The sequence below is a fragment of the Chloroflexota bacterium genome (assembly GCA_016219275.1).
Lineage (GTDB): Bacteria > Chloroflexota > Anaerolineae > UBA4142 > UBA4142 > JACRBM01.
Map to the genome: position 1 here is coordinate 1 of JACRBM010000033.1, position 16,217 is coordinate 16,217.

General features: G+C 56.8%; 11 protein-coding genes. 2 read left to right on the plus strand and 9 right to left on the minus strand.

Annotation, left to right across the window (positions count from 1 at the left end):
• Window positions 1–153 precede the first annotated feature (153 nt).
• The 6 genes from HY868_06925 to HY868_06950 form a co-directional block, all read right to left on the minus strand.
• The gene (locus HY868_06925) at window positions 154–1,590 is read right to left on the minus strand and encodes a flavin monoamine oxidase family protein (GenBank protein MBI5301851.1); all 1,437 of its coding nucleotides are present in this window, start codon (window positions 1,588–1,590) and stop codon (window positions 154–156) included.
• A 9-nt stretch (window positions 1,591–1,599) separates the two neighbouring features.
• Window positions 1,600–4,134 carry a primosomal protein N' gene (gene priA / locus HY868_06930; protein MBI5301852.1) on the minus strand — a complete coding sequence of 845 codons (2,535 nt, stop codon included), beginning with the start codon at window positions 4,132–4,134 and terminating at the stop codon, window positions 1,600–1,602.
• Between the two features lie 88 nt (window positions 4,135–4,222).
• Entirely contained in the window at window positions 4,223–5,098 is an 876-nt protein-coding gene (amrB, locus tag HY868_06935) for an AmmeMemoRadiSam system protein B (GenBank protein MBI5301853.1), read from the minus strand.
• Between the two features lie 41 nt (window positions 5,099–5,139).
• Window positions 5,140–5,394, minus strand: a complete 255-nt coding sequence (infA, locus tag HY868_06940; protein ID MBI5301854.1) for a translation initiation factor IF-1 — start codon at window positions 5,392–5,394, stop codon at window positions 5,140–5,142.
• A gap of 116 nt (window positions 5,395–5,510) precedes the next feature.
• Window positions 5,511–7,778, minus strand: coding sequence for a DNA translocase FtsK 4TM domain-containing protein (locus HY868_06945; protein ID MBI5301855.1), 2,268 nt, complete (start codon window positions 7,776–7,778; stop codon window positions 5,511–5,513).
• Between the two features lie 122 nt (window positions 7,779–7,900).
• On the minus strand, window positions 7,901–8,902 hold the full coding sequence (locus tag HY868_06950) for a S1 RNA-binding domain-containing protein (protein ID MBI5301856.1): 1,002 nt from the start codon (window positions 8,900–8,902) through the stop codon (window positions 7,901–7,903).
• 521 nt (window positions 8,903–9,423) lie between these two features.
• Between HY868_06950 and HY868_06955 the strand changes: the two genes are divergently transcribed.
• Entirely contained in the window at window positions 9,424–10,545 is a 1,122-nt protein-coding gene (locus tag HY868_06955) for a hypothetical protein (protein MBI5301857.1), read from the plus strand.
• A 48-nt stretch (window positions 10,546–10,593) separates the two neighbouring features.
• Here the strand turns inward: HY868_06955 and HY868_06960 are convergent, their stop codons facing one another.
• From HY868_06960 to HY868_06970, 3 genes are all read right to left on the minus strand, one after another.
• A complete protein-coding gene (locus HY868_06960; GenBank protein MBI5301858.1) occupies window positions 10,594–13,164 on the minus strand; it encodes an ABC transporter permease in 2,571 nt (856 codons plus the stop codon).
• Between the two features lie 105 nt (window positions 13,165–13,269).
• Entirely contained in the window at window positions 13,270–14,010 is a 741-nt protein-coding gene (locus HY868_06965; GenBank protein MBI5301859.1) for an ABC transporter ATP-binding protein, read from the minus strand.
• A gap of 84 nt (window positions 14,011–14,094) precedes the next feature.
• On the minus strand, window positions 14,095–14,676 hold the full coding sequence (locus HY868_06970) for a helix-turn-helix transcriptional regulator (protein MBI5301860.1): 582 nt from the start codon (window positions 14,674–14,676) through the stop codon (window positions 14,095–14,097).
• A 144-nt stretch (window positions 14,677–14,820) separates the two neighbouring features.
• Between HY868_06970 and HY868_06975 the strand changes: the two genes are divergently transcribed.
• Entirely contained in the window at window positions 14,821–15,951 is a 1,131-nt protein-coding gene (locus tag HY868_06975; GenBank protein ID MBI5301861.1) for a radical SAM protein, read from the plus strand.
• Window positions 15,952–16,217 lie beyond the last annotated feature (266 nt).

The following is a 16,217-nucleotide window of genomic DNA, read 5'->3' on the forward strand; positions in this document are numbered from 1 at the left end:
CTCGCTTTGTCATCCTGAGCGAAGCGAAGGATCGCTCAAGCAACTGGCGAGATTCTTCGTCGCTTGTTTGAATTCACTTGGTTGCGTGTTTTCAAGAGCCGCTCCTCAGAATGACAAAAAGTGAGTTTTGCGGTATTGCGTTTATTCGCTCCCTCATTCGTTGCCAAAACTCGCGCGATGAATTTCTCTAGCGGCGCGCAACCCCGATTCAATCGCGCCTTGGATCCACGCGTGCGCGAGCGACGCGTGCTCGCCCGCAAAATGGATGCGTCCTTCCGGCGCGATGATCGCGTTGTAGAGCAAGGTCTGTTGACCTGGGTCGAATAACGCGAATGCGCCTGCCGCGAATTCCGCGTTGTGCCACACGTGCGATACGCCCACTTCGAATTCGGTCGTGATCTGCGGATGAATCTGCGCGACATCTTCGAGCGCCTGCTCGATGCGGTCGCGCGGCGAGAGCGACGCCCAACGTTCCGCGTCTTCGCCCCAGGTATAACTCGCGAGCATGACGCCACGCCCGGTCTCGCGATGGTGATCGGGATAGTACATCACGCGCACCGGCAAATCGCTGATCGTACCGCCGCCGAAGATGCCGTCATCTTCTTCCCAGAATCGTCGTCGGCATTGAAATAGGATTTTCGCGGACGCGTCGTAATGCGCTTGGCGAATCGCGCGTTGCTTGGCGCGCGAGAACGGCTTGAGCACTTCGATGTGGCGCAAAACTGGGAACGGCGCGGTGATGATCGCGTAATCACCGGTCGCCGCCATGCGCCCTGCCGCCGTCTCGTAGTGAATCGTCACCGAGGTCGGCGCTTGATCCAGCGCGATCATCTTCGCGCCGAAACGAATGCGGCTACGCAGCGCCGGCATGAATGCGCGCGGCAAATGGTCCATCCCGCCATCCAATTCGATCATGTTCGTGTAATAATTGCCGACCTCTTCGCGCAATAGTTCGAGGAACGATGTGTTCATAATCGCTTCTTGATCCGCGAGCAAACCGTACATCTCGATCGCGCCTTCCGACCATTTGCGCGATTCCAAAAATTCGCGGATCGAAAATTCGTCGTACTCGGCGACGATTTCGTCCCACGCGTGCGCGCCGCCGCTTTCCAACTTTTTCACGATGGGTTGAATCGCTTCCTCCCACAACTGCGCGTACGATTTACCGCGTTCGTGCGCGGCGACCGCGAAACCCAGCCCGTCCGGGTTCGCCTTCGCTTCGGACACGCGCGTCCGTCGTCCATTGATGAAATAGTACGCGTTCGCGTTGCCCATCGTGAACGGCGAATACTCGAGTTGGAATTTTTCGATGTATGCCATCGTCAAGTCGTGCACCCTGGGAATACGCATCGCGCCGGCTTCGGCGTACAGCCCATCGCTGAACGGTTCGCGCAACGTGTAGATGCGCCCGCCGACGCGCGGTTGCGCTTCGAGGACGAGCGGCTCGTGCCCGGCGCGTTGCAATTCGTACGCCGCGGTCAAGCCCGCCATGCCTGCGCCGACGATGACGACCTTTTGCGGTCGCGTCGCCATCGGCATTAGTCCATTCTGTATGATGGCGAGATAATCTCGCGTATCGGTTGGTTGCATATCACTCCTTTACAACACACTCACCGGGTCCACATCCACGCGCCAGCCGAACGGCAGCGCAATGTCTGCCACGAGCGCGTGCGGTTCTCGACCGCGCACCAGGATTTGATAACGGAATTGTCCGCGCTCTTTCGCGAAAAACGCCGGCGCGGGTCCGATGAGATCGAGCGCGGGCAAGCCGCGTTGCGCGATACGCGTCGCGAGCGCGCGGTGCACGCGCGCCGATTCGGCTTGCGCTTGTTTCGCGTTCGGATGCGTCAAGACCAAGCGAATCAAACGATTGAACGGCGGATAACCTTGCTCGCGGCGGAACGCAATCTCGCGTTCGTAAAACGCGCGATAGTCGTGATGCGATGCAGCTTGAATCGCGTAATGGTCCGGGTTGTACGTCTGCACGATCACTTTGCCGCCCAGAATGCTGCGCCCCGCGCGTCCGGCAACCTGGGTCAACAATTGAAACGTGCGCTCGGTCGAACGAAAATCCGGCAAATTGAGCGCGGTGTCCGCGCTGATCACGCCGACGAGCGTCACGAACGGCAAGTCCAATCCTTTCGCGATCATTTGCGTGCCGACCAAAATGTCCGCGCGACGCTGAACAAAATTTTCGAGAATCTCTTCGTGCGATTCCTTGCCGCGCGTCACGTCGAAATCCCACCGTAGTGTTTTCGCCTGCGGGAACAAATTCTGGATTTCTTGTTCGACTTTTTCCGTGCCCACACCGAAATAGCGAATGCGCGCGCTTTTACAAACCGGACACTGGGTCGGCACGCGGTCGCGCCGATTGCAGTGATGGCAAATGAGTGAATCGCCGACGCCGTGGTACGTCATCGGATTATTGCAACGTTTGCACTTGAACACGTTCCCGCAATCGCGGCAAAGCACGAACGTCGCCGAGCCGCGCCGATTGAGAAAGAGAATCACTTGCTCTTTCGCCGCGAGCACGCGCGTCATTTCGCGTTGCAGCGCGCGTGAGAACATCGAACGATTGCCCGCTTTTAGTTCAGCGCGCAAGTCCACGATGTCAATCGGCGGCAAATCGAGATAACGCGCGTCGGCGTGTTCGTCATCCAATTTATGGAGCGCGAGCTTTCTTTTCGGTAATTGGTAATTGGTGATTTCGTTCGCGATAACTTGGGCGTGTCCCATCACGCGTTGCGGCATCTCGAGCAATTTGATTTCGCCGCGGGTCGCGCGATAGTACGTTTCGAGATCGGGCGTCGCGCTACCGAGAATCACGCACGCACCGACGCGCCGCGCGAGTTCGATTGCGGTTTCGCGCGCGTGATAATGCGGAACCGTTTCTTGTTTGAACGCGGGATCGTGTTCTTCATCGAGTACGATCAAGCCGAGGCGCGGCAATGGCGCAAAGAGCGCCGAGCGCGCGCCAATCACAATGTCCACCAAGCCGTCGCGGCAACGTCGCCACGTGTCGTAGCGTTCGCCCTCGGAAAGTTTCGAGTGCACGACCGCGATTCGATTGGGAAAACGCGCGCCAAACCGGCGAATCGTCTGCGGCGTCAGCGAAATTTCCGGCACGAGGGCAAGACCTTGCTTGCCCTGCGCGAGAATTTCATCAAGCGCGCGTAAGTAAATTTCCGTCTTGCCTGAGCCGGTAACGCCATGAAGCAAAAAGGTAGTAGGCGTCTGCTCATTCCGAATTCCGAATTCAATCGCCTCCCACGCGGCTTGTTGTTCCGTCGTGAGCATCGGCGGCTCGACAACATCGAACACGCGTCCGGCGAGCGAATCGCGCATGACCTCTTCTTCTTCGAGCGCGACGACGCCCAACGTTTCCAAGCGGCGCAGATGCGCGAGCGTGCAATCTGTATTCGCGTACACGGCGCTGACCCAGATCGCGCCATCTTCGTTTTTGAGAAAATCAACAATCGCGCGATAACGTCCCGACAATTCTTTGGGACCCTGCAATGCCAGCGCATCGGCGTTGACCAAACGTACTGATTTGACGCGGCGCGGTTTTGCGCGCGGCGGTGGGATGACGGTGCGCTTGCTGATGATTTCGTGACGCACGAGACTATCAACCGTGCCGCGTAAATCGCGCGGGACATTGCCCAGTTCGATTTCCGGTTTATTTTCAAATAACGCCATGAACGCGGCTTGCTTTTCGGTAAGGTCTTCACCTAGTGATTTGCCGGTGAGCGCGAGGAGAATTTTCGGCGTTTGCTCGACGCCGAGCGGAAGCATCAGTTGAATCGCATCGTTGAGCGAGCAGAGATATTCGCGCGCGATCCATCGCGCGAGGTCGAGATGGATTTCGGAGAGGAAAGGGCGCGGGTCAACGATCTCGTCAACGTCCTTGGTTTCAGCCACGGGCGACGAATCGCTGAACGCGATGACGACACCTTGCAGGCGACGCACATTAAACGGTACCCAGACCAGTTGTCCCAGTGCGAGCTTGTCCGCGAGGCGCTCGGGAATCGCGTACGTAAATGTGCGCTCGCGGAGTGATTCGGCGAGCGGCACATTTTCTTCGCGTGATTGGGTGACGCCCAGCGGCGTGTTGACGACGATTTGCGCGTATTTCATAAAAATCAAAAAGTCGGGAGGGTGAGTCCCGACTGGATGATACTCGAATCGTTCTTTTTACGCAATGCCCATTTCCATATTTGCCTTTTTATTTTTTACTTTTGTACGCTGCCGCCGCCAAGTACCCGACGACATAGTCGGCGTGCTCGCGTTCGCCGGTCACGTCGCCAGAGTTGGTGCGGTGCAACACACGCACGCGGTCTGCGCCGAGCGCTTTCGCCGCGAGCAACGTCGTGATGATCGGCGCGTCGCCGCAAGCGCGGCACTCGCCGGTCTGCCACGCATAGTCCGCCAACCCAGGAATATCGAACGCGGCGATCAATTCTTCGGTGCGCGCGTCGAATTTTTTGACCGCGTGATAATCGGGCAAGTGCGACAGATCCGAACTCGCGACGAAGAGAACGCGCCGCTCGCGCGCCAGCTCGGCGAGCGCATTGGCAAGTAGCGTGCACGTCTCCAGCGCGCGCGCGCCGACGATGTAGAACGGCATGGACAACATCAACGGCACAAGTTTGAAATTGAGGAGCATCCGTTGCAAAAAGGGAATCTGAATTTCGAGCGAGTGTTCGCGGTCGCGTTCGACCGGCGTCAAGGCAATTTGGCGAGATAATTTCGTAATGAAATCTTGATCGAGTTCGATTTCGCCCAAGGGGGTCCAGTAAAATTTTTTCGTGGTTACGGCAACCGCGCCAAAATCGTCGTAATGGCTCGGACCGAGCAACACGACGGCGTCATACTGGTGTTGTTCAAGTTGACGATACGCGTGCGCGGCAGTCTGCCCAGAGTACGGATAACCGGCATGAGGAGAAATGAGCGCAATCAGTTCGTCGTCAGTTGAAATCCTTTCGGCGCGCGCAAGATAATCGTCAACCGTTGCCTGCAACTCGTCCGGCTTGCCGGGATACCATTTCCCGGCGATGGGCGACTTGCGAATGGTGCGTGGATCAATCGTACCCGTTGTCATCGCCACACTTCACCCGCGAGGTCACATCCAAAACGTTACGACTATTTCTTGAAACGATACGTGATGCGTCCGCGCGTCAAATCGTACGGCGAGAGTTCCACCGTCACGCGGTCGCCCAGCAGAATACGAATATAGTACATTCGCATTTTGCCGGAAATGTGCGCCAACACCGAGTGCCCGCTTTCCAATTGCACGCGAAACATCGCGTTGGGCAGCGCCTCGGTGATGACGCCTTCCGCCTCGATTACGTCTTTCTTGGCTTTCTTTTCTTCTCTGTTCTGGACTGGTCGTGCCATACATCCTCCTGACCTCACCCCTAACCCCCTGCCCCCTTCCCCCTCTCCTGAACGAAGTTTGTTCAGGAGAGGGGGAAGGGGGTGTCCGAAGGACGGGGGATGGGGATGAGGCAATTCTATTTTTTCTTCTTCGGCGGTTCCTCCGCCTCGAACTCTTTGATGTCTCCGTCGTGAATCAACACCGCGCGCGGTTTGCCGCCGCCTTCATCCGGTCCCACGATGCCGCGATCTTCGAGTTGATCCATCAACCGCGCGGCACGCGGATAGCCGATACCCAGCTTGCGTTGCAAAAACGAAATCGAAGTCCGGTCGAACTGTTGCGCGATGTCAATCGCCTGCTCGATGAGCGCCTCATCGCCGCCGTCCTTGCCATCGCCCATCGCCTTCCAGGGCGCATCCTGCGGCACGTCACGCATATCGGTGATCGCTTTCTCGCGCCAGAAATGCACGACGCGCGCGATTTCATCGTCCGACACGAAACAACCCTGCAAGCGCGATAGTTTCGACGAATCGCTCGCCATGTAAAGCATATCGCCCTTGCCCAGCAATTTCTCCGCGCCGGTCGTATCGAGCACGACGCGCGAATCCACACTACTCGTGACCGCGAACGAAATACGCGATGGAAAATTCGCTTTGATCAACCCGGTCACGACATCCACCGACGGACGTTGCGTCGCGATGACCAAGTGAATGCCGGTCGCGCGCGCCATCTGTGCGAGACGCGTCAATAATTTTTCGGTTTCGTCCGGCGCGGCGAGCATCAAGTCCGCCAACTCGTCAATCAACGCGATGAGGTATGGCATCCGGTTCTCGCCGTTCTCTTTTTCCATTTTGTCGTTGAACGCTTCGATATTACGGACGCGTTCTTTCGCGAACAACGTGAACCGCGCATCCATCTCGCGCACGACCCAGCGCAACGCCGGCACCACCTCTTGCATGTTCGTAATGACCGGACCGAGCAAGTGCGGAATGCCGTTGTACGCGGTCAACTCGACGCGTTTCGGATCCACCATCACAAAGCGCAAATCGTCCGGTGAATTGTTCATCAACAAGCACGCGATAATCGTGTTGACGCACACCGACTTGCCGGAACCGGTCGCACCCGCGATGAGTAAGTGTGGCATGGATTGCAAATCGGCGACAGTCGAACCACCGGACACATCGCGTCCGAGCGCGATGCGCAGCGACGATTTCTTTTTCTTGAACGCCTCGCTCTCGACGATGCCGCGCAGCGACACGAGCGACACGGAATGGTTCGGCACTTCGATGCCGACAATCGCGCGACCCGGCACCGGCGTTTCAATGCGAATCGGCGCGGCGGCAAGCGCGAGTTCCAAATCGTGTTGCAAACTCGCGATGCGATTGACCGACACTTTACGTTGGCGCACGACGCCATCCGTGCCGCGTCGTTCGACGAACCCAGGTTCCAAACCGAATTGCGTGATCGTGGGACCCGCGTTGATTTCGACGACCTTGGCGGGAATGCCAAAGTTGTCGAGCGTCTCTTCGATGAGCCGCGCTTTGCGATTCGCGTCCGTCTCGCCGTACTTGCTCTCGTTCGACGCGTCGAGCAGATCAATCGGCGGGAGCAGATTGCCGCGGCGGCGCGCCCGACTGCGCGGCGAGAGAACCAGTTGCGGCGCGACGGGCTTGAGCGGCAAACGCGGCTGAATCGGTTTGCCGAACACGGGACGCGGCGCGTCGGCGGGCGTAGGCGGATGAATGCGCGGCGCGGGTTCGACCCTGGATTTTTCCGGTTTTATTTTCTCTTCGACCGGTGCCACACTGGGTCGCACGACCGGTCTCGCGCGCGGGGTGATGTTCGCGCGCGCGGCGAGCGCATCGCTCCACGCGTGCAAACGCGTCGCGCTCATCCCAATCACCGCCGGCAGAGTCAACAGCGCGATCGCGATCAACACCATCGCGCCGCCGGTCGCGCCGAGCGCGTTCGCGATAGGACTACTGAGCGCGTATCCGACAAAGCCACCACCCAGACCTTTTTCCGCGAGAACGCCCGCGTTCACCGCGGGCGTAAGCAAATGCGTCAACGCGATCATCGCCGCGCAAAACAGTTCGAACGCGAATACGCGACCCCAGGCAACGCCGACGATCAAGTTCGTGCCGCGCCGCAACAACAAGACGCTCGCGCCGAACGCGATCACCGGCAATGCGTACGCGCCCCAGCCGAACATCTTCCACAACAAGTCCGCCCACAGGTCGCCGACGAAACCGAACGCCAACCGGAATAAACTTGCGCCGGTGAATACGCCGACCGCGAGAAACACAATGCCCGCGAGTTCGCGTTGCAGGCGTGGTGTGAATCGTTCGCGCGCGCGCGTCCAAAATGTTTTCTTTTCGTCCGACTTGGTTCGTTTCGGTGGCATGTTTTGTATGACTAACCAGGTAGACAGGTAAACACGTAAACAAGTAACCCGATCAATAGTCTTGTTTACTTGTTTACTTGTCTACTTGCATACTTGTCTACCTACACACTTGTCTACCCAATTCATTCCACGCCGGAATCGGCGAGACTTTTCCAGTACCCCGCGTCCGGCGGCGGTGGCATCATTTCGTCCGCGAACTTGCTCTGGGTTGCGCCATCATTTTTCCGCAAACTCAACTTGATCCGTTTTTGGAACGCGTCAATTTCGAGCACGCGCACGTTGACTTCTTGCCCCTCTTGCACCACATCGCGCGGATGCAAGAAGCGTCCCTCCGCAAGTTCGGACGCGTGCACCAGTCCTTCGACGCCATTGCCCAAACGAACGAACGCGCCGAACGGCACCACGCTCGTGACTTTGCCGTTGACCCAGTCGCCCGGCTTGACGTTCGCGGCGAGGTCTTGCCACGGATTCGGTTTGAGTCGTTTCAGTGAACAGGCGATTCGTTTTAGTTCACGATTCACGTCGAGCACATACACTTCGATCTCTTGTCCGGGCGCGAGCAAATCGCGCGGATGCTTGACGTACTCCCACGACAATTCGGAAACGTGGACGAGTCCTTCGACACCGCCGAGATCAATGAACGCGCCGAAATCGGTGACGTTGCGGACGACCCCCTTGCGCGTTTGCTCCGGCTGAATCGCGGCGAGCAATTGCTCGGCGCGCGAGATCGGCGGATTGACGATGCGCTCGGATAGGATCAACCGATTGCGCGTGCGCTCGAACTCGATGACCTTGAGCCGCATCGAATTGTTGACATAGCGCGCCAACTCTTGCGCGCGGGCTTCCTCGGACACGTTGCGCGGAAATGCCGCGAGTTGCGAGGCGGGCACAAAGCCGTGCAAGCCGCCCAAGTCTACGAGCAATCCACCGCGATTGTAGCCGACGACGCGCAGTTCAAGCGTATCGCCCTGCGTGTAACTTTTTTCGGCGAGCGCCCAACCCGATTCACTCGGTGGCAACGCGGGCGGCGACTCGGCTGGCACACTGGCGGGCTTGGCATCGCCCATCAACGCGCGCCAATATCCTTCATCGGGGTTGGATTCTAACGGATTGCTTGCAGACATGGCGACATTCCTCCCTACCACAATACAACAAAAAAATCGTTTGTTCCCGCCCGAGTGCGTTGCCATCGGCAAAGCCGGAACAAGCGATTTTTGAAATCACTCTACCGATACGACCCGTCGCGCGATATGAACCATCACGATGGGCATTATAAACAATTTATGATGAATCTGCAAGACGCCGAGCGATTGTCCCGGCAATTATCCGACCCGTCGTGTTTTCGCCCAAGCCGCACAAAAGTGTAATGCCTTGATGTGCGACGTTATAGATCAGCGGACTCGTTCGATTGTGCTTCGCCAACTCGTCCGCGCGATAGAGGAAGAGGTGAACGCGATTTAGCGCGTCGGGTAGTTCGACCGGCAATTCTTTTGGTAAACGGTCAAGAAAATTCGTTCATCAATAACCTTGACTTGAAAAGGACCGATGTTATAATCGGGTTCAACAACTGCCAATCACCTTTGGGCAGAATCGCATGCGGAGTTAAAAGCTCCTGCAAAGATTCACAACCTTCGCGAGGAAATTGATGACCTATCCCGACTATGTTCCCAAGATGCTTCAGCAAGCGCGTGAGGAAGGACAGTGGTATTGCGGTCAAGCCGATGCCGCCGCGCGGTGTTTCGATGTGCTGGCGCTCTTCCCCGATTGTCGCGAAGCGAGCGACCTGGTTTACGAATTGTTTTGCGACGAGTGGACGATCTACGACAATCGCGTGGCAGTCCAGCGCAACATTGACGAATGGGATGATCGTCCACATCAACAACGCCGCCGACTTGCGCTCTCATTTCGGTTTATGAGCCGCTGGGAGGGTTGGCATCGCGAGTACACTAAAGGATACAAGATCGAACGCACTGGTCCGCGCGACGTGGCAAAATTGCTGCATCAAGGACACATGCTGTTGCTCGAAGCATATTGCCTCGGCGATGAAGAGTGCACCGATTATGCATGGACGCCATTCGTGCAAGCAGTCAAAAAGACAAACGATCCATACCACGCGTTATTTTGGATCGGCAAACAGTACGCCGACGTGGGTTTCTTTGCCGACGCGTGCGAAGTGTTGCTGGAACTGTGTTCGCGTTTCGATCAAGCGGACGCGCGCCGATTGCTCGCCGAGGTGCGCTGGTGGCGCGATAACGCGCATCGCATTCCGTGGATTCCACCCGCCGGCGACGGCGCGCGCTACAAACGGATGATGCTATCTATTGATCCGACCGCGCCGACCCAGGAAGAAATTATTCGACTCACGCGCGAACGCATCGCCAAGAATGGGAAAATTTCCAAATGGCAACCGGTGATTGATGCGAACCTTGCCGCGCTGTTCGGCGAAGCAATGCCGGCAGAAACAGAACAACCGCTAACGAAAACACCGGTGGATTGGAGTTTTTTGGATCTGGACGACGGCAAGCCGGGCGAGTTATCCGACTGGGTGAAAAAGGAATTGAAACGATTTCCGAAACATGCGGACGAAATCGCCAAGATGCATCTTTGGACGCGACCGATCAAGCCGCCGTCCACACCGCCGCGCCACGATCCGAACGCGCCACCGTTCGATCCTGCCGACAGGATGCCGGATGAATCCGCGTTGGCTGACCTTGACGACGAAAAAGATGATTTCGACGAGTTTGGTTTTGAAGAGGATGACGAATAAAAAACCTTGCGAAGGTTTACGCTACGCGCCTTCGCAAGGTTTTTTTATTCATTCGTACCGCAACGCCTTTATGATTTCCATACCTGACGCTTGGCGCGCCGGCAATAGCGCGGCGAGCACGCCAAAGATCAGCCCCGCCGCGATTGCCGCGAGAACTCCGGCGCTGGGGAACGAGTACTCCATCTTGAAAATGCCGCTCGCGCCGATACCCTGAACGAACACGTAACTGAGATACAGCCCAGCCAGGATGCCGAACGCCGTGCCGATCCCCGCGAGCAAAAGCGCCTCGGCAACAATCGTTCGCCACACCTGCCCGCGCGTCGCGCCAATCGCGCGCAACATGCCGATTTCGCGCGTGCGCTCGATCACGCCAATCGCCAGCGTGTTGAGGATCGCAATCAATGATGGGAACGCCAACACGCCAAGTAGAACGTAAAATCCCACAAAGATCGCGTCGTACTGTTGGGCGAATTCTGCTGTGTACTCGCGCCCCGCGACCAAACGGAATTGCGGATAGTCGGCGACGATTTGATTGAGCCATTGCTCTGCCAGGGCTGGGGCTGCGCCAGGCGCAAGATTGACTTGGTACAAAATGTCCTCGCTCTTGTTGAAATCCAATTTCATATTCGCTTGCGAGATGTATGCAGTGTTGATCTTGTAGCTCAATACATCGCTGCCAATCGCAACGATGCGATAATCTTGTTGTCCCGACGGCGTCGCCAGAGGGATGACGTCGCCAACGTTAAGATTCGCGCTCGCGGCGAGGATGCCATTGACGATGACATTGCGCTCGTCCGCGCCGAGGGCGTTGTACGCGTCTTGCGCGTTGCCTTTTTGGAAATCCATTCCCGAAATTTTCGGGTACTCGACCGGGTCGATTCCTAGGACAGAAATCGCGGTCTCGCCCGCGCCGGTTTTTAGCGAGACGGATTGAAGCGACGATTGAGCGTACCGCAACGAATTGACCGCGCCGACGCCGGGAATCGAACGAATCTTGCCCTTGAGTCCTTCGCTCGCGCCGACATCGCCTTTCCAAATAGCAATGGATGGCGGGATGAGCAAATAGTCACTGCCCATCGTTTTGCTAAACAGGTCCATCACGGTGCCGGTGAGACTGAACATCATTCCACCCGCGCCGACGACAATCGCAAGACCGATCATTGTCGCGCTCGCGGTGATCGCCGCGCGACCTGGTTGGCGCGTGAGATTGCCTTGCGCGAGTTCGCCGGTGCCTTCACGCGCAAAAACCAACGCGAGCAAAACGCCAAACAAATTCGTAATCGGTCTGACCAAGGCGGGCGCGATGAGCACCAAGCCGACGAAAAACAGAAAACCACCCAGCGCGACGAGCGCGAAATTGCCCATCAGCAATCCCGCTAGCGCGACGACGATCATCACCGCGCCGACAATCGTGCCAACGCGGCTGATGCGTTGCATCACGTCGCTGAGTGATGGACGCAATGCTTCAATTGGCGTGACGCGGCTTGCGCTGAGCGCGGGCAACAATCCGGCGAACAGCGTGACGCCAACACCCAGGACAATCGAAACGACGACCAGCGACGGATCAATGACGGTAGTCAATTCCATGTTCATGAATTGTTTCATAATCGGGGCTGTCCCAGCGGTGATGACAATGCCGAGCAGGTAACCCAACCCAATGCCAATCGCCGTGCCGATCACGCCTTGCACCAATCCTTCGGTAAGCACAAGCCCGATGATCGCCGCGCGATCCGCGCCAATCGCGCGCAACATGCCAATGTCGTGACGCCGCTCGGCGACAATCGTTCGGAAGGTGTTAAAGATGATGAACCCGCCCATTGCCAGTGTGAGAAAGCCGAAGAGATTGAATATGATTTGCCCCATCTGCATCGCGCCGAGGAATTCCGAACCGCTCGATAGCCCGCCCAGCGTAAACGTGTTCCCCAGTTGCGCTTTGATTGTATTGACGACGGCTTCGCTTTCCGCCTTGTCCTTGGTCGTGAGATTCGCTTCGATGACATTGATGCGTCCAGGCGTATCGAGCAGTTTTTGTGCTTGGGTAAGCGTGACAAGCACCTGCTCATTGCCGACGAGTGCGCGTCCTGGCATTAGACCGACAATCGTCAACTTGACGACGCCCTGGGTGGTCGGTACTTTGATCGTGTCGTTCAATTTCCCGCCCAACGAATCGGCGAGCCGTTCCGAAATCACGGCGACGTTGCCATCGCCTTGTTTCAGAAAACGACCCTGGGTGATTCGATAGTCGTGAAGGTCTGGCGCAATCGTCGGATCGATGCCGACCAGTGACACCGCAGTGACCGTCGAGTTCTTGCCGTAAAAGTTCGGCGGAAGATTGATGACGCGCTCAATCGAACCGGCGATGACGACAATCCCATTAATAGTTTTTATTTTGTTCAGCGTGGTCGCGGAGAAGGATTCGCCAGTCTTGTGCGTAATCATTACATCAGCTTGACGGGACGCGGAGAGCAAACTTTTTTGAAACGCGTCCATAAATGACGGCAAGTAAATGCCCGTTCCGAAAATCACCATCACACCGATGACGATGGCGAGCGTGGTGAGAAAGGTCCGAAGTTTGCGTCCCCAGAGATATCGAGCCGCCAAAGTTATTTGCAGATTCATCTAACCCTCACATTTTAAGCTGATAGCAAAGGGCTGATAGCTGATGGCTGATAGGATACTGCCTTCGCCATCGGCTATTCGCCATTCGCCATTGGCGATTCGCCATCACGCCATCGCTTTGACCTGAGCCGCGACTCGTTCCACGTTGTCCGTGCGCGCAGCTTCCAATAGCGTCTCGTTCACCACCGTACCGTCTTTGAGAAAAATGATGCGGTCCGCGTACGCGGCGATGCGTGGATCGTGTGTGACCATCAACACAGCGCGTCCCCACTCTTTGGCGACCTGCTTCAACAGTACGGCGATTTCATCCGACGATTTTGTATCGAGGTTGCCGGTCGGTTCGTCCGCAAGAACAAGCGCGGGTTCGGTGATGAGCGCGCGCGCGATGGCGACGCGTTGTTGCTGTCCTGCGGACAATTGATCGGGATTGTTGCGTAGCCGACTACCGAGTCCAACCTTGGTTAGCCAATCAATTGCTTTTTGTTTCGACTGGGCGGAATTCACGCCATCGAGCGTGAGCGGCAGCGCGGCATTCTCGACCGCCGACAAAATCGGAATAAGGTTGAAGAATTGGAACACGTAACCAATTTTACGTCGGCGCAGTTGCGAGAGCGCGTTGTCGGACAACTTGCTGAGTGGCTGTCCATCAATCGTGACAATGCCATTCGTCGGACGATCCAATCCGCCGAGCAAATGCAACAAGGTGGATTTGCCGCACCCGCTCGGTCCCATCACCGCGACGAATTCGCCGGCATTGACCTGGATGCTTACGCGATTGAGCGCGGTCACCGTTGTATCGCCCGTGCCGTACACTTTGGTTAGATTCTCCGCTTGAATAATGGACATTCTGACTCCTATTTGCAATTTGCGATTTTTGATTTTCGATTTCTGATTTCTGATTTTCAAATCGAAAATCAAAAATCTGAAATCTTAAATTTTCTTGGGTCTGCCCCTGGGTTTGGTTTCCGGCTCCGGGAGCGGCTGCCGTTGAATTTCATCGAGCCGGGCTTCGGTCATATCGAGCCAGCGCAAATCGGCTTCCAAGTGCATGACCACTTTGTCGAGCAACAAGATTTTCGCCAGTTCCATTCGCGGATTTGCGCGATGACGTTGCTCGGTGACCGCGTGCAATTCGCGGAAAAGATACGCGCGTTGAGTCTGAATCAGTTTGTCCGGCTCGGCGACCTCGGAGACAAGACCGATCATCAATTTGATAAAGAACTCGTCGCGCTGATGTTCGGGGGCGCTACCGCAGGCAAACCACTCGCGCAGTGTTTTGCGTCCGGCGGGCGTGAGCGCATAAATGCGTTTTTCAGGTCCCGCATCTTGCCCAACCGAATCTTCAACCACCAAGCCGCTCTGCTCCAAGCGCATCAACGTTGTATAAATCTGCGCCGGCTTGACCTCCCAATTCTCCTCGCCGCCGACAACGGCTTGAAACGCCGCGCGCAATTCGTACCCGTGGCGCGGGCGTTGAGCGAGCAATCCCAAAACGGCGTGGCGGACCGACATTCAAATGCCTCGATTTGCAGTATCGCGGAAAACTATAAAACAAGTTACTAGATTTGTCAACCGCCATAGTCCACCGCATTTTGGGCTTGTTTTCGTTTGATAAATCATTGACACACGAACGGACGTTCTGTATAATAGCAAACGATGGACACGCAAGCGAAACTCGATCTGCTCGGTTCCGGCGCGCAAGCCGACCTCGCGTGCGGCAAATGTGGCGAGGGTCAGACGCGCGTGCGCGATGACATCGGGCGGTGGATTTATCCGGCGGTGCGTCCCGACGGCAAGACCGTCAAGATGCTGAAAATCTTGCAGTCGAACGCGTGCGAGAAAGATTGCTTTTACTGCGCGACGCGACGCGGGCGCGATGTCCAACGCGCGACGTTCAAGCCGGATGAACTTGCGGAAACCTTCGATCAGATTCATCGCGCACGGCTCGCCGAAGCGATTTTTATTTCGAGCGGAGTGGTCGGCGGCGGCACGCGCACGATGGAGCGTATGTTGGCGACCGCGGAACTGTTGCGCGGCAAGTACGAATTTCGCGGCTACTTGCATTTAAAGTTGATGCCTGGCGCGGAAGCCGCCACGATCGAACGCGCGCTCCAACTCGCCGACCGCGTATCGGTCAACCTCGAAGCGCCTTCGTCCGAGCATCTCAATAAATTGTCCTCGACCAAACGCTACACCGAAGAATTGCTCGCGCCGCTCCAGATCGCGCGCAAGTTGATCGCGAACAATCCCGCGCTCGCGGGCAAAACGATGACGACGCAATTCGTCGTCGGCGCGGCGGACGAACACGACCGCGACATTCTCACGCGTACGACGATGCTTTATCGCGATTTGCAAATGGCGCGCGTGTACTTTTCTGCGTTCCAGCCGATTGAAAACACGCCGCTCGAAAATCGCGCGCCGACTCCGCTCGTGCGCGAGAATCGGTTGTATCAAACCGATTTCCTCTTTCGTCAGTACGGATTTACCTTTGACGATTTGGTGTTCGACGCGAGCGGCAATCTGCCGGTCGAATCCGATCCCAAGACGATGTGGGCGATCAAGCACCCCGAGTTTTTCCCCATCGAGTTGAACCGCGCGAGTCGCGAGCAACTGTTGCGGATTCCGGGTATCGGACCGCGCTCGGTTTCGCGCATCCTCGCGACGCGGCGCGCTCTTCCTTTTCACGCGATTGAGCAACTCGCGCGCGTTGGCGCAGACGCCAGTCGCGCCGCGCCATTCGTTTTGCTGAACGGTCGCGCACCCGCGCGGCAACTCGCGTTGTGGTGAGAAATTGCCAACGTCAAAATCCAGGTTTCTCGAAGAAACCTGGATTTTTTCTTGGCTCAACCATTCTTTGTTAAAGGCATCGCACCGAGTTTCACATTTTTTGATCTGTGTGCTCTGTGGTAAAATACGGACGACTGGGATTGACCACATTTCGCACGATTGCGCGAGCGGAGGATACACGTGCGCGTTCACGAACGATTCCCAAGATGGCAAATAATCGTGACGACTATCGCACTGATTTTGATTTCGTCTTCTTCTGTATCGGC

Bases quoted from the DNA above. Each gene is read 5' to 3' on its own strand.
- HY868_06960 (MBI5301858.1), bottom strand. From the start codon at position 13,164: ATGAATCTGCAAATAACTTTGGCGGCTCGATATCTCTGGGGACGCAAA.
- HY868_06955 (MBI5301857.1), top strand. From the start codon at position 9,424: ATGACCTATCCCGACTATGTTCCCAAGATGCTTCAGCAAGCGCGTGAG.
- infA (MBI5301854.1), bottom strand. From the start codon at position 5,394: ATGGCACGACCAGTCCAGAACAGAGAAGAAAAGAAAGCCAAGAAAGAC.
- HY868_06975 (MBI5301861.1), top strand. From the start codon at position 14,821: ATGGACACGCAAGCGAAACTCGATCTGCTCGGTTCCGGCGCGCAAGCC.
- amrB (MBI5301853.1), bottom strand. From the start codon at position 5,098: ATGACAACGGGTACGATTGATCCACGCACCATTCGCAAGTCGCCCATC.
- HY868_06970 (MBI5301860.1), bottom strand. From the start codon at position 14,676: ATGTCGGTCCGCCACGCCGTTTTGGGATTGCTCGCTCAACGCCCGCGC.
- HY868_06950 (MBI5301856.1), bottom strand. From the start codon at position 8,902: ATGTCTGCAAGCAATCCGTTAGAATCCAACCCCGATGAAGGATATTGG.
- HY868_06945 (MBI5301855.1), bottom strand. From the start codon at position 7,778: ATGCCACCGAAACGAACCAAGTCGGACGAAAAGAAAACATTTTGGACG.
- HY868_06965 (MBI5301859.1), bottom strand. From the start codon at position 14,010: ATGTCCATTATTCAAGCGGAGAATCTAACCAAAGTGTACGGCACGGGC.
- priA (MBI5301852.1), bottom strand. From the start codon at position 4,134: ATGAAATACGCGCAAATCGTCGTCAACACGCCGCTGGGCGTCACCCAA.
- HY868_06925 (MBI5301851.1), bottom strand. From the start codon at position 1,590: ATGCAACCAACCGATACGCGAGATTATCTCGCCATCATACAGAATGGA.